This window comes from Streptomyces sp. DH37 (genome assembly GCF_029813835.1).
Taxonomy (GTDB): Bacteria; Actinomycetota; Actinomycetes; order Streptomycetales; family Streptomycetaceae; genus Streptomyces.
On record NZ_JARVKV010000027.1, the window covers coordinates 30612 to 48669 of the forward strand.

At 75.6% G+C, this 18058-nt stretch carries 19 protein-coding genes and 1 riboswitch; of the genes, 8 read left to right on the forward strand and 11 right to left on the reverse strand.

The genetic code is table 11. The annotated features are described in order from the left end of the window. Nucleotides 1–61 precede the first annotated feature (61 nt). From QC029_RS15530 to QC029_RS15540, 3 genes are read left to right on the forward strand one after another with little or no spacing between them, the layout of a single operon-like run. A complete protein-coding gene (locus tag QC029_RS15530; RefSeq protein ID WP_279556247.1) occupies nt 62–1069 on the forward strand; it encodes a DEDDh family exonuclease in 1008 nt (335 codons plus the stop codon). Between the two features lie 20 nt (nt 1070–1089). Beyond that, on the forward strand, nt 1090–2013 hold the full coding sequence (locus QC029_RS15535; RefSeq protein ID WP_279556248.1) for an SURF1 family protein: 924 nt from the start codon (nt 1090–1092) through the stop codon (nt 2011–2013). A gap of 5 nt (nt 2014–2018) precedes the next feature. Then, nucleotides 2019–2774, forward strand: a complete 756-nt coding sequence (locus tag QC029_RS15540) for an SDR family oxidoreductase (protein WP_279556249.1) — start codon at nt 2019–2021, stop codon at nt 2772–2774. Between the two features lie 92 nt (nt 2775–2866). Here the strand turns inward: QC029_RS15540 and amaP are convergent, their stop codons facing one another. From amaP to QC029_RS15565, 5 genes are read right to left on the reverse strand one after another with little or no spacing between them, the layout of a single operon-like run. Beyond that, a complete protein-coding gene (gene amaP / locus QC029_RS15545) occupies nt 2867–3466 on the reverse strand; it encodes an alkaline shock response membrane anchor protein AmaP (protein WP_279556250.1) in 600 nt (199 codons plus the stop codon). A gap of 21 nt (nt 3467–3487) precedes the next feature. Beyond that, nucleotides 3488–4183, reverse strand: a complete 696-nt coding sequence (locus QC029_RS15550; RefSeq protein WP_279556251.1) for a DUF6286 domain-containing protein — start codon at nt 4181–4183, stop codon at nt 3488–3490. 7 nt (nt 4184–4190) lie between these two features. Then, the gene (locus QC029_RS15555; RefSeq protein ID WP_279556252.1) at nt 4191–4604 is read right to left on the reverse strand and encodes a hypothetical protein; all 414 of its coding nucleotides are present in this window, start codon (nt 4602–4604) and stop codon (nt 4191–4193) included. 3 nt (nt 4605–4607) lie between these two features. Further along, nucleotides 4608–4793, reverse strand: a complete 186-nt coding sequence (locus tag QC029_RS15560) for a hypothetical protein (protein ID WP_279556253.1) — start codon at nt 4791–4793, stop codon at nt 4608–4610. A 51-nt stretch (nt 4794–4844) separates the two neighbouring features. Then, nucleotides 4845–5315 (reverse strand): Asp23/Gls24 family envelope stress response protein, encoded by a 471-nt coding sequence (locus QC029_RS15565; protein WP_279556254.1) that lies wholly within the window; start codon nt 5313–5315, stop codon nt 4845–4847. Between the two features lie 239 nt (nt 5316–5554). Between QC029_RS15565 and QC029_RS15570 the strand changes: the two genes are divergently transcribed. Beyond that, a complete protein-coding gene (locus QC029_RS15570) occupies nt 5555–6340 on the forward strand; it encodes a nucleopolyhedrovirus P10 family protein (RefSeq protein ID WP_279556255.1) in 786 nt (261 codons plus the stop codon). 7 nt (nt 6341–6347) lie between these two features. On the opposite strand, the gene QC029_RS15575 is transcribed toward QC029_RS15570, so the two are convergent. The 6 genes from QC029_RS15575 to QC029_RS15600 form a co-directional block, all read right to left on the reverse strand. Then, entirely contained in the window at nt 6348–7127 is a 780-nt protein-coding gene (locus QC029_RS15575; protein WP_279556256.1) for an enoyl-CoA hydratase/isomerase family protein, read from the reverse strand. Nucleotides 7128–7226: 99 nt separating this feature from the next. Continuing rightward, a complete protein-coding gene (locus tag QC029_RS15580) occupies nt 7227–7448 on the reverse strand; it encodes a helix-turn-helix domain-containing protein (protein WP_177213862.1) in 222 nt (73 codons plus the stop codon). Between the two features lie 377 nt (nt 7449–7825). Then, entirely contained in the window at nt 7826–9424 is a 1599-nt protein-coding gene (locus QC029_RS15585; protein WP_279556257.1) for an ABC-F family ATP-binding cassette domain-containing protein, read from the reverse strand. 207 nt (nt 9425–9631) lie between these two features. Continuing rightward, nucleotides 9632–11068, reverse strand: coding sequence for a hypothetical protein (locus QC029_RS15590; protein ID WP_279556258.1), 1437 nt, complete (start codon nt 11066–11068; stop codon nt 9632–9634). 53 nt (nt 11069–11121) lie between these two features. After that, nucleotides 11122–12249 carry an alpha/beta hydrolase gene (locus QC029_RS15595; RefSeq protein ID WP_279556284.1) on the reverse strand — a complete coding sequence of 376 codons (1128 nt, stop codon included), beginning with the start codon at nt 12247–12249 and terminating at the stop codon, nt 11122–11124. A 312-nt stretch (nt 12250–12561) separates the two neighbouring features. Then, nucleotides 12562–13209 carry a class II aldolase/adducin family protein gene (locus QC029_RS15600; RefSeq protein ID WP_279556259.1) on the reverse strand — a complete coding sequence of 216 codons (648 nt, stop codon included), beginning with the start codon at nt 13207–13209 and terminating at the stop codon, nt 12562–12564. Nucleotides 13210–13425: 216 nt separating this feature from the next. Between QC029_RS15600 and QC029_RS15605 the strand changes: the two genes are divergently transcribed. From QC029_RS15605 to QC029_RS15620, 4 genes are all read left to right on the forward strand, one after another. Beyond that, nucleotides 13426–14661 carry an inorganic phosphate transporter gene (locus QC029_RS15605; protein WP_279556260.1) on the forward strand — a complete coding sequence of 412 codons (1236 nt, stop codon included), beginning with the start codon at nt 13426–13428 and terminating at the stop codon, nt 14659–14661. Nucleotides 14662–14686: 25 nt separating this feature from the next. Further along, nucleotides 14687–14902, forward strand: a complete 216-nt coding sequence (locus QC029_RS15610) for a hypothetical protein (protein WP_279556261.1) — start codon at nt 14687–14689, stop codon at nt 14900–14902. A gap of 229 nt (nt 14903–15131) precedes the next feature. Continuing rightward, a riboswitch (cobalamin riboswitch) is annotated at nt 15132–15260 on the forward strand. A gap of 133 nt (nt 15261–15393) precedes the next feature. Continuing rightward, on the forward strand, nt 15394–16422 hold the full coding sequence (locus tag QC029_RS15615) for a cobalamin biosynthesis protein (RefSeq protein ID WP_279556262.1): 1029 nt from the start codon (nt 15394–15396) through the stop codon (nt 16420–16422). Continuing rightward, nucleotides 16419–17930 carry a cobyric acid synthase gene (locus QC029_RS15620; RefSeq protein WP_279556263.1) on the forward strand — a complete coding sequence of 504 codons (1512 nt, stop codon included), beginning with the start codon at nt 16419–16421 and terminating at the stop codon, nt 17928–17930. The genes QC029_RS15615 and QC029_RS15620 overlap by 4 nt, the downstream gene beginning before the upstream one ends. The last annotated feature ends 128 nt before the right edge of the window (nt 17931–18058 follow it).

An 18058-nucleotide genomic window follows, 5' to 3' on the forward strand; every position in this document is an offset into this window, starting at 1 on the left:
CGCCCCGGAGTGACCTGCGGGGATGCGGAGGTGTCAGTGGCGGCCCGTATTCTCTGGAACCATGCTCGATGACCAGTCGGCGGCCGAAGCGCGGCCCGCAGCGCAGCCCAGCACCCCGGCCTGGCCCACCGAATACCCCGACGCCTACGCGGTGGTGGACGTGGAGACCACGGGGCTCGCCCGGGACGACCGCATAGTCTCCGCGGCCGTCTACCGGCTGGACGCGCGGGGCGACGTGGTCGACCACTGGTACACCCCGGTCAATCCGCAGCGGGATCCGGGCCCGACGTGGATACACGGGCTGACGAGCGAGATGCTGGCCGACGCCCCCCTCTTCCCGGAGATCGCCGAGGAGTTCGCCGAGCGGCTGCGGGGCCGGGTGCTGGTCGCGCACAACGCCGTCTTCGACTGGTCGATGATCGCCCGCGAGTACGCCCGCGCCCGGCTGACGGCCCCCGTGCGGCAGCGGCTGTGCACCATCGCCCTGTCCAAGGAGCTGGAGCTGCCGCTGGCCAACCACCGGCTGGAGACCCTCGCCGCGCACTACGGCGTCGTCCAGCGGCGGGCGCACCACGCGCTGGACGACGCCCGGGTGCTGGCCGAGGCGTTCCGGCCGAGCCTGCACCTGGCGGCCGCCGGCCGCATACGCCTGCCCCTGCTGGCCTGCCAGCCGCTGACCGAGTGGACCGACAGCATCGCCTCCTCGGGCGCCTCCGGCGGGCCGCGTCCGCGGTCCTACGCGGCGAGCTGGCGCCCCTCGCGCAAGCGTCCCCCCTGCCCCCACCCCAACCCCGGCCGGTACGAGCCGGGCAAGCCGCTCGTCCAGGGCATGCGGGTGGCGATCTCCGGGGACACCTCCGTCGACCGGGAGCTGCTGGAAGACCGGGCGGTGGAGGCCGGGCTCCACATCGCGAGCGGCGTCTCCCGCCTCACCAGCCTCCTGGTCACCAACGACCCCGACTCCGGCACCTCCAAGGTCGCCAAGGCACGCGCCTTCGGCACCCCGGTGATCGACGAGGCGGCCTTCACCCAGCTGCTGCGGGAGGTGGCCCCCGCTCCCGGGGAGTGACGTCCGGCGGGGTACCGTCGATGACTGTGCCGTCCGTACCGTCCACACCGTCCGCCTCCGCGTACCGCTTCCTGCTGTCCCGGCAGTGGGTGATCCTCACCCTCGTCGCGATCCTGCTGATCCCGGCGATGGTCAGACTGGGCTTCTGGCAGCTGCACCGGCACGAGGACCGGGTCGCGCGCAACGAGCTGGTCGCCGAGAGCCTGGCCGCCGAGCCGGTGCCCGTGCGGGAGCTGACCGCCCCGGGCCGCGGACCGGCCGACGCCGACCGGTACCGCCGGGTGACGGCGACGGGCGCCTACGACACCGGCGGCGAGGTGGTCGTGCGCCAGCGGACCGGCCGGGACGACCGGAGGATCGGCTACCACGTCCTGACCCCGCTGGTCCGCGAGGACGGCACGGCCGTACTGGTCAACCGCGGCTGGGTGCCGGCCGGCGAGGACCTGACGAAGTTCCCCGAGGTGCCCGCGCCCCCCTCCGGCGAGGTCACCGTGACCGGGCGGCTGATGGCCGACGAGGAGACCGGCAGCGGCGTCAAGGACAAGCGGGGGCTGCCGCCCCGCCAGGTGATGCTGATCGACAGCGAGCGGATGGCCGAGGAACTGGACCGGCCGGTCCTGGGCGGCTACGTCGCGCTGGAGAAGACCTCGCCCGAGCCCTCCGGCGACCAGCCCGAGCTCCTTCCCGAGCCGGACCACAGCGGCATCGGCCCGCATCTGGCGTACGCGTTCCAGTGGTGGCTGTTCGCCGCGGCCGTCCCCGTGGGCTGGGCGGTCCTGGTCCGCCGCGAGCGCCGGGACCGCCTGGCGGGGGCCTCCGGGCGCCCGGGGCAGGAGCGCCCGGAGCAGGGGGCCGGCACGGGCGGGCGCACGGGCGGAACGCCGGACGGACGGCCCGCTCTCGCCCCCTCCGCTCCCGGAACGGCGGACCGGCGGGCAGACTGAGCACCATGGATCTTGGACTGCAGGACAGGGTGTACCTCGTCACCGGCGCCACCCGCGGGCTGGGCTTCGCCGCCGCCCGGGAACTGGCCGCCGACGGCGCGAGGGTGATCGTCACCGGCCGGAGCGAGGAGTCGGTGGCCGAGGCCGCCGGACGGCTGGGCGACGGCGCCCTCGGCATCGTGGCGGACAACGCCGACCCGACCGCCGCCGACCGCCTGGTGACGGCGGCCCACGAGCGGTACGGCCGCCTGGACGGGGTGCTGATCAGCGTCGGCGGACCGCCCGCCGGCTCCTACGAGACGATCACCGACGACCAGTGGCAGTCGGCGTTCGAGACGGTCTTCCTCGGCGCCGTGCGGCTGGCCCGCACGGCGGCCGCGCGGCTGGGCGAGGGCGGGGTGATCGGCTTCGTCCTCTCCGGCTCGGTGCACGAGCCGATCCCCGGGCTGACGGTCTCCAACGGGCTGCGGCCGGGGCTGGCGGGCTTCGCGAAGTCGCTCGCGGACGAGCTCGGTCCGCGCGGCATCCGGGTCATCGGGCTGCTGCCGGGCCGTATCGACACCGACCGGGTGCGCAGCCTGGACGCCATGACCGGGGACGCCGACGCCGCCCGCGAGCGCAGCTCGGCCGCGATCCCGATGCGCCGCTACGGCGCGCCGGAGGAGTTCGGCAGGGCGGCGGCGTTCCTGCTCTCCCCCGCCGCCTCGTACGTCACCGGAGTGATGTTCCCGGTCGACGGCGGCGCCCGCCGCGGCTTCTGACCACGCCGCCGCCGTCCCCGTCCGGCACCGGACGGGGACGGCGGTGAGGACGGGGACGGCGGGGACGGCGGTGCGGGCGGCGGAGGCGCGCCTCAGCCCGTCCGTCCGCCGCGGTGCCGCGCCGGACGGATCCGGACCTCCGCCGCGAGTTCGTCCAGCCCCGCCGAGGCACGGGCGTGCTCCAGCGCCTCGTCCCGCAGGCGTGCGAGGGTCTCGGCGGGGCTCGCGTGGGCGGCGACCGCCAGCGCGATCCGGGCCCGCACCCCCGTGCGGCGGCGGCCCATCCTCACCCGGGCCCGTTCCGCGCCCGGCAGGGCCCCGGCCTCGTCGGTCACGGCGTCCTCCAGCGTCCGCGTCCCGACCAGGGCGCCGTAGCCGTCGCCGCTGTCGACCAGCACCATGTCCGGCCGCTGCCGCCAGAGCTGGGCCACCAGCCACCACAGGGCGAGCAGGAGCACGGCGGCCGGCACACCGATCGCCAGGAGCCACCGCCACCAGTCCGCCTCCTGCCACCAGGCGGGTTCCCCCCGGCCGAGCAGCACCTCGTCCGGCCCGCTCCAGGGCCACCCCGAGGGCAGGTCGAAGCCCCAGCGCCGCTGGAGGTCGAGTCCGCCCAGCAGGGCCGCCACCCCCAGCATCAGCAGCGCCAGCCCCAGCAGTCCCAGCAGGACCCGGTTCACCACCGTGAGCATCCGGCCCACCTCGTCCCTTCCTCAGCCCTTGGTCGGGCGCCGCACCCGGACCGATCGCCGCACGCTCCGGGCGAGCCCGAGCTGCCGCACGCCGTCCTCCAGCGCTCTCTCCAGATCTCCCCGCACCTCGTCCAGGGACCGGAAGTGCGCCTGTGCCCGTGCCCTGACCCGGCGCCGTCCGGCCTTCACCCGGGCCGACCGCACCCCGGGCACGTCCAGCAGCCGGTCGTGCAGCACCGCCTCGGCGGCGGACCGCTCCAGACCCGCGCGCACCCGGATCCCGCCGGAGGCGCCACCGCTCATCGGCAGCAGGCCGCGCAGTCCGGGGGTGACCGCCAGCACCACCAGCCACAGTCCCAGCAGGACCGCGAGCACCGCGCCGGCGATCGCCCAGGGGTCGTCGAGCGGCCGGGCGGCCAGGTCGCCGGTGATCTCGCGCCGCCACGCGGAGGGGGGCTCGCCGGTACTCGCGGCGACGGCCTCGTACAGCAGCACGGCCGCCGCGACGGTGAGGACCAGCGCCGCGATCGCGGCGGGCACGCGCCGCGCCGACCAGAAGCGCCGGGTGCTCCCGCCTCCCCCGTCTCCCCCGCTCCCTCCCCCGCCGTCCGGTCGGCGGTCCGCGGCGGAGGCCTCCGAGGAGGGCGGCTCCCCGTCGTCCGGGGCCGTGCCGACGGCGCTCTCCGGGGCCGGCTGCCGCTGGGCGTCATGACTCATCGTGCCCTCACCGCACCCTTCCTCCGTCCCGGCCGCCGGGCGGGCCCGTGTGCAGCCGCGTCACCTCGACGGTCACCTGTCTGACCGCCACACCGGCCAGTTCCCGCACCCGTGAGACGACCCGCTTGCGCACCGTGCCGCACCGCGCGCCGATGTCGCAGGGGTAGGGGAGCTCGACGGCGACCACCACCCGGGCCTCGCCGTTCAGCCCGTTCCGGTCGGGAGGGCGGCGGACGGCGATCGTCGCCCGCGGTTCCCTCCGCACGCGCGGCGCCCCGGACGCCTCCTCCGGCGCATCCTCCAGTGCCTCGCGGGCGGCCCGCGCGGCGATCTTGGCGACGACCCGGTCGGCGATCCTCGTCGCCCCCCGCTCGGCGGCGGGCACCCAGGACGTCCGGGCGGTGCGGAACTCCTGTGCCACCGGTCACCGCCGCCCGCGGCCACCGGCGCGGAAGAGCTGCCCCGGTTCCAGATCGCCGTCGAAGACCCGGCCGGCGACGAAGCCGACCGCGCCCAGCGCCGCCACCAGGAGGAAAGCCCCGAAACCGCCGAAGTATCCGGCGAAGCCCAGCGCCATGCCTGCGACCAAGCCGACTGCGGCCATGCTCATCGTGCGCTCCTTAGCTCCATGCTCCGCCGGACCCCTGCGGTCCGCGGCGCCCTACTGCAGCCGCGGCCTCTCGGGCGACTGCTCCTCCTCGTCCCCCTCGTCGGGCAGCTTGACGTCGTCGACCGTGACGTTGACCTCGACGACCTCCAGCCCGGCCATCCGCTCGATCGCGCCGATGACGTTCTCGCGCACGTCGTTCGCCACATCGGTGATCGACACCCCGTACTCGACCACGATGTCCAGGTCGATCGCCGCCTGGGTCTCACCGACCTCGACCTTCACTCCCCGCGTGACGGACGAGCCGCCGGGTACGCGGTCGCGCACCGCGCCGAAGGTCCGGCTCATGCCGGCGCCCATCGCGTGGACGCCGTCGACCTCGCGGGCCGCCATCCCGGCGATCTTCTCCACCACGCCGTCGGCGATCGTGGTCTTCCCGCGGACGCGCGGGTCGCTGGCGCCGCGCCCTTCGCCGAGCCGCCCGCCGGGAGGGCCCGAGCGGTTCTGCTGTGTGACCTCCGCCATCTCCGTCACCCCTTACCTTCGGCATAGAAATATTTGTGCCGCTATGTCCACGCTAGACACATTCGCTACCTTTTGCCTCACGGATGTACCGCCGCACGGAGGAAGCACGCGGCCGCAGGAGGCCTGTCGCGGGAGGCTGGGCACCGTTGGGGGAGAACCCCGGAGAGCATCGGCAGAGCATCGGCAGAGCACCGGGGACCTGGTAGAACACCGGGATCCCGGGAGAGGAGCGCAGATCCATGGTCGCGGACCGGTTGGCTCGGACCGTACGGCGGCAGATCGGCTTCGGCCGCCTGCTCCCACTGGGTGGGGCGGAGGACGGCACCTGGCTCGCCGAGCGGGCCGCGGCCGGTGTGCTGCGGCAGGCGGCGGACGGGCTGCCGGGGGTGCGGACGGGCGCGCTGCGGCTCGCGCCGGCCGCACCCGGCGCGGCCGGCGAGCCGGCCGTGCCGATGCCTCCCGGCGCGCTTCCGCCCGGGCCGGTCCGGATCGACGCGGAGTTCGAGGCCGGTACGGAGGAGCCGCTGCCGGCGACGGCCGAGCGCCTGCGCGCGGCCCTGGCCGAAGCGGCGGAGAACCGCCTGGGGCTGGTGGTGGCGGAGGTCGACCTGCGGGTCACCGGGCTGCTGGACGGGCCGGGCGAGGAGTCCTCCCGGGAGCGGCCCCGCCCCGCGGAGGCCCCGGACGCCCAAGAGGTCCCGGACACCGGAGAGGCCCCGGACACCGGAGAGGTCGGGACCGCGGTGGGCGCCGCGGCGCTGGCCGTTCCGGGCGTGGTGCGCCTCGCACCCGAGCTGGGGGGCGCGGCCCGGGCGCTGCGGACCGTGGACACCGCCCCCGGCGACGGGACCGGCGCGGCCCCCGGCCGCCACGTGCGCATCCAGATCGCGGTCGCCGCGGACCACCGCGCGCTCGACGTGGCGCGCGGGGTCCGCGGCGCGGTGGCGCGGGCCGCGGCGGCCGGCGCGCCCGGGCCCGTGACGGTCGCGGTCGTGGTGACGGAGGTGGTGCGGGATCCGGGGTGACGGGCGGTCAGTCGCCGATGCCGGCCAGATCGCGCAGCCTGCGCGCCTGGGCAGCGCGCTCGGCCGCGCGCTGCTCGTCGTAGGTGCGGTCCGCCGCGCCGCGCAGCAGCGTCTTGGTCTCGATCACGGCGTCGCGCGGGGCCGCGAGCAGCGCCGCGGCCAGGTCGGCGGTGGCGGCCTCGAGTTCGGCGGCGGGCACCACGAGGTTGGCCAGGCCGGTCCGCTCGGCCTCCTCGGCGCGCACCGCGCGGCCCGTCGCGCAGATCTCCAGCGCGCGGGCGTACCCGACGAGGGAGACGAGCGGGTGGGTGCCGGCGAGGTCGGGAACCAGTCCGAGGCCGGTCTCGCGCATCGCGAACTGCACGTCGTCGGCGCACACCCGCAGGTCGCAGGCGAGCGCGAGCTGGAAGCCCGCGCCCACGGCGTGCCCCTGGACGGCGGCGATGCTCACGATGTCGTTCCGCCGCCACCAGGTGAACGCCTCCTGGAAGCCGGCGATGGCGGCGTCGACCTCGGCGTCGGACCCGCGCGCCAGGTCGACGAAGGACGGCTCGCCGTCGAGGCCCTCGGGGGTGAAGGCCTGCCGGTCGAGTCCGGCGGAGAAGGACTGCCCCTCTCCGCGCAGGACGACGACGCGGACCTCACCGGGCAGCAGCCGTCCGGCCTCGGTCAGGGCACGCCACATCGCGAAGGTCTGGGCGTTGCGCTTGGCCGGGCGGTCGAGCGTGACCGTGGCCACGGCACCGTCCACGGTGAGTCGGACGCCGTCCTTGTCGAGCAGGGTCATGAGGGTCTCCCGGGGACTTCCGCAGTCAAGTGACTGAAGAGTAACCACCCGGCCGGTCGGATGGCCGACCGGGTGGCGCCCCTCGGGACGCCCTGGGTCTCAGGACGCCGCGGTCTTCTTGCCCCGCGTGGCACCGCCGCGACCGCGCAGGGTCACGCCGGACTCGCTGAGCATCCGGTGCACGAATCCGTAGGAACGGCCGGTCTCCTCGGCCAGCGCCCGGATGCTCGCACCGGAGTCGTACTTCTTCTTGAGGTCAGCCGCGAGCTTCTCGCGCGCGGCGCCGGTCACCCGGCTGCCCTTCTTCAGAGTCTCGGCCACCCGTGCCTCCTCATGGGAAGTGCGCTCTGGACTCTCATGATCACCCCTTGCCGGTTTTCTGGCCACCCATTCGACAAGGTCCGTAGAACGTCGTCGACGGCCGGACAAGGGCCCGGAGACTCCGGAGTGAGGCATTCCGCATCCATCCCGGCGGACCCGGGCCCATGCGAGGGAGAGAAGGAGCAGGTCAGAGGGGTGTGCCGGGCTCAAACACCGAGCGCGGGAGGTCTATGCCACACCACCCGCGCCATCGACGCCCGACCGCGCCGGAATACGAGCCGATCTCACTCAGATGATGGATCAAGCGTCGGCCGAATGATCCAGAACGATGTGATCACCACGCGCTCGAGGCGCGGTCGCGCGGCTCCGGAGCGTGCTCAGGCCAGCGCGACGAGGTCCGCGTACTCCTGGCCCCACAGGTCCTCCACCCCGTCGGGCAGCAGGATGATCCGCTCCGGCTGGAGCGCGTCCACCGCGCCCTCGTCGTGGGTGACCAGCACCACCGCGCCGGTGAAGGTGCGCAGGGCGCCCAGGATCTCCTCGCGGCTGGCGGGGTCGAGGTTGTTGGTCGGCTCGTCCAGCAGCAGCACGTTGGCCGAGGAGACCACCAGCGTGGCCAGCGCCAGCCTGGTCTTCTCACCGCCGGAGAGCACCCGCGCGGGCTTGTCCACGTCGTCGCCGGAGAACAGGAACGAGCCCAGCGTCTTGCGGATGTCGACCAGGTCCATGTCGGGCGCGGCCGAGCGCATGTTCTCCAGGACGGTGCGGTCGCCGTCGAGCGTCTCGTGCTCCTGCGCGTAGTAGCCGAGCTTCAGCCCGTGCCCGTGGACGACCCGGCCGGTGTCGGGCTTCTCCACCCCGGCGAGCAGCCGCAGCAGGGTGGTCTTGCCCGCGCCGTTGAGGCCGAGGATGACCACCCGCGAACCCTTGTCGATGGCGAGCGAGAGATCGGTGAAGATCTCCAGCGAACCGTAGGACTTGGACAGCTCCTCCGCCGTCAGCGGGGTCTTGCCGCAGGGCGCGGGGTCGGGGAAGCGCAGCTTGGCGACCTTGTCGGCCTGCCGCTCCCCCTCCAGCCCGGCCAGCAGCCGCTCGGCGCGGCGGGCCATGTTCTGGGCGGCCACCGTCTTGGTGGCCTTGGCGCGCATCTTGTCGGCCTGGGCGTTGAGCGCGGCGGCCTTCTTCTCCGCGTTGGCCCGCTCCCGCCTGCGCCGCTTCTCGTCCGCCTCGCGCTGGGTCAGGTACTGCTTCCAGCCCATGTTGTAGACGTCGATGCAGGCGCGGTTGGCGTCGAGGTAGAAGACCTTGTTGACGATCGTCTCCACGAGGTCGACGTCGTGGGAGATGACGACGAAGCCGCCGCGGTAGGTCTTCAGGAAGTCGCGCAGCCAGACGATCGAGTCGGCGTCGAGGTGGTTGGTCGGCTCGTCCAGCAGGAGGGTGTCGGCGTCCGAGAAGAGGATGCGGGCCAGCTCCACCCGGCGCCGCTGGCCGCCGGAGAGGGTGTGCAGGGGCTGGCCGAGCACGCGGTCGGGCAGTCCGAGGCTGGCGGCGATGGTGGCGGCCTCGGCCTCGGCGGCGTAGCCGCCCTTGGTGAGGAACTCCGTCTCCAGCCGCTCGTACTTCTTCATCGCCTTGTCGCGGGTGGCACCCCGGCCGTTGGCCATCCGGTCCTCGTTCTCGCGCATCCTGCGCAGGACGGTGTCCAGACCGCGGGCGGAGAGGATGCGGTCGCGGGCGAGGGCGTCGAGGTCGCCGGTGCGCGGGTCCTGGGGGAGGTAGCCGACCTCGCCGCTGCGGGTGATGGTCCCGGCGGCGGGGGCGCCCTCCCCGGCCAGGCAGCGGGTGAGGGTCGTCTTGCCCGCTCCGTTGCGGCCGACCAGGCCGATGCGGTCGCCCCTGGCGACGCGGAAGGAGGCGGACTCGATGAGGACCCGGGCGCCGGCGCGCAGCTCTACTCCGGTGGCGGTGATCAAGGGAATACTCCTGGGCGGGGTGGACGCGCGTACGTCATCGGTCGGGACGGGGAGACGGGCGTACGCCGCTAATGCACGAGGAGACTCACCATGCGGCCAGTCTAACGGCGGCGCGCAACCGAATTTCCGCCTCCGGCGGTACCGGGGCGGTGACGCCCCGCACAGCGGGCGGCCGCCGTGCGGGGCGTCACCGGCCGCCCGGGCCCGTCACACCTCGCCGGTGTGGACCTGGAAGGCCGCGCGGCGCACGGCCCTGGCCATCACCGGGTCCGGGTGGGCGGCGGCGAGCGCGACCAGCACCTGGACGGTACGGGGGTGGCCGGTGGCGCGGACCGCCTCCAGGAGTTCGGGGACGCTGCGCTGCACGGCCGAGTCCAGGTGCTCCACCAGCACCCGTCCGTCGCCGTGGTCGGCGACGGCCGCGGCGGTGTCCACCCACAGCCAGGTGGCCTCCTCGCGGGTCAGCACGCCCGGGGCGCCGTCGGCGAGGTCCGCCGGGTCGGCGCCGTCGTGCTCGGCGAGCCAGAGCAGGGCGTAGGGCCGCAGGGTGGGCTCGTCCGCCGCCTCGCGGACCGCGGGCTCCGCGGGGGCGCCGACGGCGCGGAGCGCCTCGAAGGCCAGCCCGCGGATGAGGGCGTCGTCGCCCCGGGCGGCGTCGATCAGCTCGGCGACGGCCGGGCCGGTGGGGCGGGCGGCCAGCCAGGCCCGGTACTCGGCGCGGGCCTCCCCCGGCGAGAGGCGGGCGCAGCCGCGCAGCATGTCCTCGGCGGGCTGCTCGATGTTCCCCGCCGGGCTCTGGGCGGCGACGCAGATCTGCTCCAGCTTCACCCACACCGCCCAGTTGCCCAGCGGGGTGAGCACCGCCTGTCCGGGCCGGCCCCGGTCGTCCTCGGCGCAGCGGGTGAGGGCGCCGACGGAGGCGAGTCCGTCGAGGGCCCAGTCGAGCAGGGCGGGCAGATCCTCCGCCGTGTTCCGGTCCGCGTTCCGGTCCGCGTTCCGGTCCGCGTCCCGGCCGGCGCCGCCGGCGGACTCCGCGGCGGCCCCGTCGGGCGGGGCCGCGCCCTCGCGCTCGGCCCGGATCTCGGCGATGCGCCGCCGCAGCAGGTCCAGCAGGGCCGGCACGGTCACCGGCCCGGAGGACAGGTGCATCACGGACAGGAACTGCGGCGCCGCCACGACGACCTCGCCGACCGCCACCGGATCGGCGCCGTCGGGCGCGGGGTGGGCGAGCGACCAGGCGTCGAAGAGCGCGACCCAGCCGCGCAGCACGGCCGAGTCGTCGCGGTCCCAGGCGCGCAGCCGCCAGCCGGGCTGGGCGGTGCCGTCGTGCAGTTCGATGAGGCCGGCGAGCCGGGCGCGGTCCCAGTGGACGGGGACCCGGTCCACGGGTATCCGCAGCTCGGCCGCCGCCCGCTCGGCGGCCGACACCGGCGACAGCCCGGTGCCGTCCGCCCAGCGGGCGAGGCGTACGGCCTCGCTGAGGCAGGCCCTCGCCTGCCGGGCCAGTTGGTCGCGTGGGGGCACTCCCTCGGGGGGTCGGGGCGCGCTCCGCCGGCGGCGCGCGCCCACGGCTCTGCGCGCGGCGGCGAGAGGCTGCCGGGATACGAGGCGCAGCCGGGTGTCTCGCGGGGTACGGGACGTCACGGGAGCAGTGTTGTTGATGACGGCCCGAAAGCCCAAACGCCGGTCCGGAGGCCTCACATGAGCGGGGTGAGGAAGCGGCGCAGCGCCTCCTCGTAGGCCTGCGGGTCGGCGTTCCACATGGCGGCGTGCGGAGCCTGCCCGACGATGTGGAGCGAGACCAGGTCCGGGCGTCGCTCGGCCAGTTCGCGGGAGGGTCTCCAGGGGGCGATGGCGTCGTCGGGCCCGTGCAGGACGAGGGTGGGGAACCGCAGCGCGGCGGGGTCGCCCAGCTCCGCGGGGAGCTCCGGATGGAGCCGGGCGCGGCCCTGTGCGGCGCGCACCGCCAGCGGCAGCAGGGGGGCGGGGACGCGGTGGGCGGCGGCCAGGGCCCGCAGGGTCGCGCGCCAGTCCAGCACGGGCGAGTCCAGGATCAGCCCGCTGATGCGGTCGCGGATCGGGGAGGCGGCGGCGGTGCGCAGCGCCATGGTGGCCCCGGTGGACCAGCCGTACAGCACGACGCCTCGGGCGCCGCGGCCGAGGGCGTACCGGACGGCGGCGTCGAGGTCGCGCCACTCGGAGTCGCCCAGGTGCACGGCGCCGTCGGGCGACCGCGGCGCGCCGGGGTCGCCGCGGTAGGCCGGGACGAGCACGGGGACGCCCATCGCCCGGAGGGCGGGCAGGACGTTCATGGGGTGCTCGCGCGTGGCGCCCAGGCCGTGCACGGCGATGACCCACACGTCGCGCAGGGCGGGCACGTACCAGGCGGGCAGGGGGCCGAGCTCGCCGGGCACCTCGACGTCCGCGTACTCCAGGCCGAGCGCGTCGCCGGGGTTGCCGGTGTGGAGCTGCGGGGTCAGCCGCACCCGGTCGCCGGCGGCGAGCCGGCCGCGGTCGACGCGCTCCAGGCGCCGTACGACGGTGTCCGCCGCCGAGGGGACGTCGAGCACGGGGCCGACGACGGCGTGCCGGCCGGGGCCGGTGAGCGCGTAGGTGCCGGGCAGCCCGGAGACGAGGGAACGGGTCAGTGAGATCTGCCCCGCGGCGGTGGCGTGGACCGTCAGCGGCGGGCCCTCGAAGCCGGCGGGCAGGGAGCGGCCCGAGACCGGCCTGAGGGCGGCGGTGGCCGCGTACCGTCCGGCCGCGACCGCGGCCGCTCCGGCGCCGAGCGTGGTGATGGCGGCCAGGGCCGCCGTTCTGCGCAGGCTCATCGTCTCCCAGGATGACGGCGTGGTGTCGGCGGGGCCAGCGGACGGGCTCCGGCGGGTGAGCGGAGGCCACCCGTCCCGCGCCCGGTGCCGCCGGTCCCCGTCGTCGAAACTGTCGAAACTGTCGGGACTGCCGGGGCTGCCGGGGCTGTCGGGTTGCCAGGGTTGTCGGGGGTATCGGGGTTGTCAGGTCCACACGTACCCCGTCCGCGCGGCGCCATCCGCCGGATGTCCGACGGGCCGCTCCCCCGGCCCCTCCCCTCCCGCCCCGTACGGGTGGTCCGGGCGGACGCGCCCGGGCGGGGCGGGTCAGCCCGGCTGTCCGTAGCCGCGCAGCCGCCGGGCGACGCGGTCCAGTTCCGCGGGCGGCAGCAGGGCGGGGGCGCGGCCGGGCACCGAGGCGGCGGCGAGCCAGACGCGGCACATCCACTCCAGCTGGGCGGTGTGGTCGTACGCCCGGCCGAGGCCGTCGGCGTACACGAGCGTGCCGTGGTTGCGCAGCAGGCAGCCGCTGCGGTCGCGCAGCGCCTCCAGCACGTGGGCGGCCAGCTCCTCGCTGCCGTAGGTGGCGTACGGTGCGACGCGTACCGGACCGCCCAGCGCGGCGGTCATGTAGTGGATCGCCGGGAGCTCGTCGACCAGGGTGGAGACGGCGGTGGCGTGCACGGCGTGGGTGTGGACGATCGCCGCCGCGCCGGTGGAGCGGTAGACCGCCAGGTGCATCGGCAGCTCGCTGGTGGGCGCGAGGGCGCCGGCCACCTGCCGGCCGTCCAGGTCGACGGCGCACGGCTCGTCCGCCGCCAGCCGGTCGTACGCGACGCCGCTGGGGGTGACCAGGACGGTGTCGCCGACCCGTACCGAGACGTTGCCGGAGGTGCCCACGACCAGGCCGTCGGCCACCGTCCGGCGGGCCGTGGCCACCAGTTCGCCCCAGGCCTCCGCCCAGTCCGGCCGCATCCGCGCCACCTCCGGCGGAGCACTGTAGCGCGGGGCGGGCGCGCGTGGGGGCGCGCGGCGCACCGGGGGTGCGGAGGCGCGCTCGCTTACAGCACCACGTGCTCCTGCGCACACAGGCGGCATGAGACACCCCGACGCCGTTCCCAGTTCACCTTGCGTTCACCAAGGATCCTTACGTTCACCGAGTACCTGCCCTCCGACTGATTGCCTGGGTGAATGGAAAACATCACGCTTCTCATCGGGATCGTGATCGTCACAGCCTTGGTGTTCGACTTCACCAACGGTTTCCACGACACGGCCAACGCCATGGCCACCACCATTTCCACCGGGGCACTCAAGCCCAAGACGGCGGTGGCGATGTCGGCGGTCCTCAACCTCGTCGGCGCCTTCATCTCGGTCGAGGTCGCCGCCACCATCTCCAAGGGACTCATCAACGAGGATTCGGGCATCGAACCCGCGGTGATCTTCGCGGGTCTGGTCGGCGCGATCATCTGGAACCTGCTGACCTGGCTGGCCGGACTCCCCTCCAGCTCCTCGCACGCCCTCATGGGCGGCCTCATCGGCGCGACCGTCGCCGCCGTCGGCATCGGCGCCGTCTCCGTCAACGCGGTCTTCATGAAGGTGCTGATCCCGGCCCTCGTCGCACCGCTGGTCGCCGGCATCGCGGCCATGCTCGCGACCAGGCTGACCTACCGGATCAGCCGCAACGCCGAGGAGGGACAGGTCGCCAAGGGCTACCGCGCCGGGCAGATCGCCTCGGCCGGGCTGGTCTCCCTGGCCCACGGCACCAACGACGCGCAGAAGACGATGGGCGTCATCACCCTCGCGCTGATCTCCGGCGGTGTGCTCGGCGCCGACGCCGACCCACCGCTGTGGGTCATCGCCTCGGCCGGCATCGCCATCGCGCTGGGCACCTACCTGGGCGGCTGGCGGATCATCCGCACCATGGGCAAGGGCCTCACCGACATCCGCCCGGCGCAGGGCTTCGCCGCCCAGACCAGCTCGGCCGTCACCATCCTGGCCTCCTCCCACCTCGGCTTCGCGCTCTCCACCACCCAGGTCTGCTCCGGCTCGATCATGGGCTGCGGTCTGGGCCGCAAGGGCGGCGTGGTCCGCTGGAGCACCGCCGGCCGCATGGTCGCCGCCTGGGGCCTGACCCTTCCGGCCGCCGGCCTGGTCGCCGCGGGCGCCGCGCTGCTGGCCATCCAGGGCGACTGGGGCGTCACCGCGGTCGCGGTCCTCTCCGTCGCCGCCATCGCCGCCATCTGGATCGCCTCCCGCCGGGAGCCGGTCGACCACACCAACGTCAACGACGTCGAGACGGCCGGGGCCGACGAGGCGGGCGTGGTCACGGCCGCCGTGCAGGCCGTCGCCCCGCCGCCCACCGCCGGCATGGAGGAGGCCGGGAGGTCCTCCGAGACCCCGGCGAAGACCACCGTCTCCGCCTCCTGAGCCCCGCAGAGGAAGAAGCAGCACCATGGACATCGACTGGGCAGCCCTCGGCCAGGTCTTCGGCGTCAGCCTCGTGATGACGGTCGGCCTGGTGGGCGTGTTCACCCTCGGCATCGTCGGCCTGGGCACCAACGGCAAGGCGGAGGGCGGCTCCTCCGCCCTGGCCCGCGTCGGCGCCTACGCCTGCTACGCGCTGTGCGCGGCGGCGGTGGCCTACGGCATCTACATCATCGCGGCCTGACCGGCCCCTGACCGGCCCACCGGCCTCCGCGCCTTCCCCGCGCTCTCCGGGCGCCCGACGGGACACCGTCGGGCGCCCTCGTCCGTTCCGGGGCGGTGGCGCGCGCCCCGGCGCGTACGCCGCGCACCACCGCCGTGTGCGCTTCCGCACAGTGCGCCGTCGCAGGTCACGGGTGAGTTGACGCGTCTTCCCGGGCATGGTGGACTTCCCGTTGCCAAACGGCGGCAGGAGAGGAAGCCGGTGCGAATCCGGCGCGGTCCCGCCACTGTCACCGGGGAGCGCTCCCCCACCCAGCGTCACGGCCCGCACACCGGGCTGGAAGGCCGGGGGCAGCGCCGATCCGGGAGCCAGGAGACTCTCACCGCCGGTCACGTCGAGCCAGGGCGAGGACCCTGAGTGAGGACATACCGCCATGCCCGGCACCCTGCCTGCCCCCGCGCCTCCGCCTCCCGCCGCGAGAACCGCACGAGGTGTGACGGCCGGCTGACGCGATGCGTGCCGACCACGTCCCCGCCCCGGCCGACGGCCCGGCCGCCCGCCTCCCCGCCGCCCCGGCCCTCCCGGCCGCGGGCTACGCGTGCGGGGCGGCGCTGGGGTGCCTGCTCGACCTGATCGCCGGCGATCCGCGCCGCGCGCACCCCGTCGCCGCCTTCGGGCGCGCCGCCGGCGCCGCCGAGCGGCTGCTGTGGCGCGACCACCGCGGAGCGGGCGCGCTGTACACCGCCGTGTGCGCCGGCGGCGCCGCGGCCGCCGCGGCGGCGCTGGACCGCGCCGTACGCCGCTCCCCCGCCGCCCGCACCGCCCTCGCGGCCGCCGCGACCTGGGCGGTGGTCGGCGGCACGACGCTGGCGCGCGAGGCCCGCACGATCGCCGCCGCGCTGGAGGCGGGCGACATCGAGGCGGCCCGCGCCCGGCTGCCGCACCTGTGCGGACGCGACCCGCAGGCGCTGGACGCCGACGGCATCGCCCGGGCGGTGGTGGAGTCCGTCGCCGAGAACACCTCCGACGCCGTGGTCGGCGCGCTGGTGTGGGGCGCGGCCGCCGGTGTGCCCGGTCTGGCGGGCTTCCGGGCCGTCAACACCCTGGACGCGATGGTCGGCCACCGCTCGCCGCGCCACCTGCGCTTCGGCTGGGCCTCGGCGCGGCTGGACGACGCGGCGGGCTGGCCCGGCGCCCGGCTGACCGCGCTGCTCGCCTCCCTCGCCGGGCCCGACCCGCGCGGCGCGCTCCGCGCCTGGCGCGCGGACGCCCACCGCCACCCCAGCCCGAACGCCGGTGTGGTCGAGGCGGCGTTCGCCGGCGCGCTGGGCGTACGGCTGGGCGGGACGCTGTCGTACGGCGGGCGCGTCGAGCACCGGCCGGTCCTGGGCGCGGGCGGCCGCCCGGTGCGCGTGGCGGACATCGAGCGCGCGGTACGGCTGTCGCGCCGGGTGTGCGCGCTGGCGCTGGCGGTGTGCGGGGCCGCCGGAGCGCTGCGGGAGCGGCGCGGGACACGGGCGGGGACGAGGGGGAAGCGGTGACGGGCGGCGGACTGCTGATCGCGGGGACGACCTCCGACGCGGGCAAGAGCGTGGTCACGGCGGGCGTCTGCCGCTGGCTGGCCCGCAAGGGCGTGCGGGTGGCGCCCTTCAAGGCGCAGAACATGTCGCTGAACTCGTTCGTGACGCGCGACGGCGCCGAGATCGGCCGGGCCCAGGCCATGCAGGCCGCGGCGGCCGGGGTGGAGCCGACCGCGCTGATGAACCCGGTGCTGCTCAAGCCCGGCGGCGACCGCACCAGCCAGGTCGTGCTGCTGGGGAGGCCGGTGGGCGAGCTGAGCGCGCGCGGCTACCACGCGGGACGGCAGGAGAGCCTGCTGGGAACGGTCACCGACTGCCTGGCCGAGCTGCGCCGCACCCACGACGCGGTGATCTGCGAGGGCGCGGGCAGCCCCGCCGAGATCAACCTGCGGCACAGCGACATCGTCAACATGGGCCTGGCGCGCGCCGCCTCCCTGCCGGTCGTGGTGGTCGGCGACATCGACCGCGGCGGCGTCTTCGCCTCCCTCTTCGGCACCACCGCCCTGCTGTCGCCCGGGGACCAGGCGCTGGTGGCGGGCTACCTGGTGAACAAGTTCCGCGGCGACGTGACGCTGCTCGAACCCGGCCTGGAGATGCTGCGCGGCCTGACCGGGCGGCCGGTGCTGGGCGTCCTGCCGTACGCGCACGGGCTCGGCATCGACGAGGAGGACGGGCTGCGGCTGTCGCTGCGCGGCACCGTGCGCGAGTCGGCCGTCGCGCCGCCGCACGGCCGGGACGTGCTGCGGATCGCGGTGGTGCCCGTGCCGCTGATGTCGAACTTCACGGACGTGGACGCGCTGGCGGCCGAACCGGGCGTGGTCGTGCGGTTCACCGACCGTCCCGAGGAACTGGCCGACGCCGACCTGGCGATCGTGCCCGGCACCCGCGGCACCGTGCGGGCGCTGGCCTGGCTGCGCGAGCGCGGGCTGGCCGGGGCGCTGGCGCGCCGGGCCGCCGAGGGCCGGCCGGTGCTCGGCATATGCGGCGGCTTCCAGATGCTGGGCGAGCGGATCGAGGACGAGGTGGAGTCGCGGGCCGGGACGGTCGGCGGCCTGGGCCTGCTGCCGGTGCGGGTGCGCTTCGCGGCGGAGAAGACCCTGGCCCGGCCGGTCGGCGAGGCGCTGGGCGAGCGCGTGGAGGGCTACGAGATCCACCACGGCGTGGCCGAGGTGGCCGGCGGGGACGAGCCGTTCCTGGACGGCTGCCGCTCCGGCTCGGTGTGGGGCACGCACTGGCACGGGTCGCTGGAGAGCGACGGCTTCCGGCGCGCCTTCCTGCGGCGGGTGGCGGCCGACGCGGGGCGGGCCTTCGTCCCCGCGCCGGACACCTCGTTCGCCGCACTGCGCGAGGAGCAGCTGGACCGGCTGGGCGACCTGGTGGAGGAGCACGCCGACACCGCCGCGCTGCTGCGGCTGATCGAGGACGGCGCGCCCGCGGGCCTGCCGTTCGTACCGCCGGGGGCGCCGTGAACGCCGCGGCCGGGACGACCGGCACCGGTGGCACCGGCTGCACCACCGACACCACCGACAGTGCCGGCACCGGTGGCACCACCGACAGCACTGACACCGCCGGCACCGCCGGCGGGAGCGACACGACC

Bases quoted from the DNA above. Each gene is read 5' to 3' on its own strand.
- QC029_RS15570 (WP_279556255.1), top strand. From the start codon at position 5,555: ATGGTCGCGGACCGGTTGGCTCGGACCGTACGGCGGCAGATCGGCTTC.
- QC029_RS15530 (WP_279556247.1), top strand. From the start codon at position 62: ATGCTCGATGACCAGTCGGCGGCCGAAGCGCGGCCCGCAGCGCAGCCC.
- amaP (WP_279556250.1), bottom strand. From the start codon at position 3,466: ATGCTCACGGTGGTGAACCGGGTCCTGCTGGGACTGCTGGGGCTGGCG.
- QC029_RS15560 (WP_279556253.1), bottom strand. From the start codon at position 4,793: ATGAGCATGGCCGCAGTCGGCTTGGTCGCAGGCATGGCGCTGGGCTTC.
- QC029_RS15540 (WP_279556249.1), top strand. From the start codon at position 2,019: ATGGATCTTGGACTGCAGGACAGGGTGTACCTCGTCACCGGCGCCACC.
- QC029_RS15550 (WP_279556251.1), bottom strand. From the start codon at position 4,183: ATGAGTCATGACGCCCAGCGGCAGCCGGCCCCGGAGAGCGCCGTCGGC.
- QC029_RS15615 (WP_279556262.1), top strand. From the start codon at position 15,394: ATGCGTGCCGACCACGTCCCCGCCCCGGCCGACGGCCCGGCCGCCCGC.
- QC029_RS15535 (WP_279556248.1), top strand. From the start codon at position 1,090: ATGACTGTGCCGTCCGTACCGTCCACACCGTCCGCCTCCGCGTACCGC.
- QC029_RS15610 (WP_279556261.1), top strand. From the start codon at position 14,687: ATGGACATCGACTGGGCAGCCCTCGGCCAGGTCTTCGGCGTCAGCCTC.
- QC029_RS15575 (WP_279556256.1), bottom strand. From the start codon at position 7,127: ATGACCCTGCTCGACAAGGACGGCGTCCGACTCACCGTGGACGGTGCC.
- QC029_RS15565 (WP_279556254.1), bottom strand. From the start codon at position 5,315: ATGGCGGAGGTCACACAGCAGAACCGCTCGGGCCCTCCCGGCGGGCGG.
- QC029_RS15605 (WP_279556260.1), top strand. From the start codon at position 13,426: ATGGAAAACATCACGCTTCTCATCGGGATCGTGATCGTCACAGCCTTG.
- QC029_RS15600 (WP_279556259.1), bottom strand. From the start codon at position 13,209: ATGCGGCCGGACTGGGCGGAGGCCTGGGGCGAACTGGTGGCCACGGCC.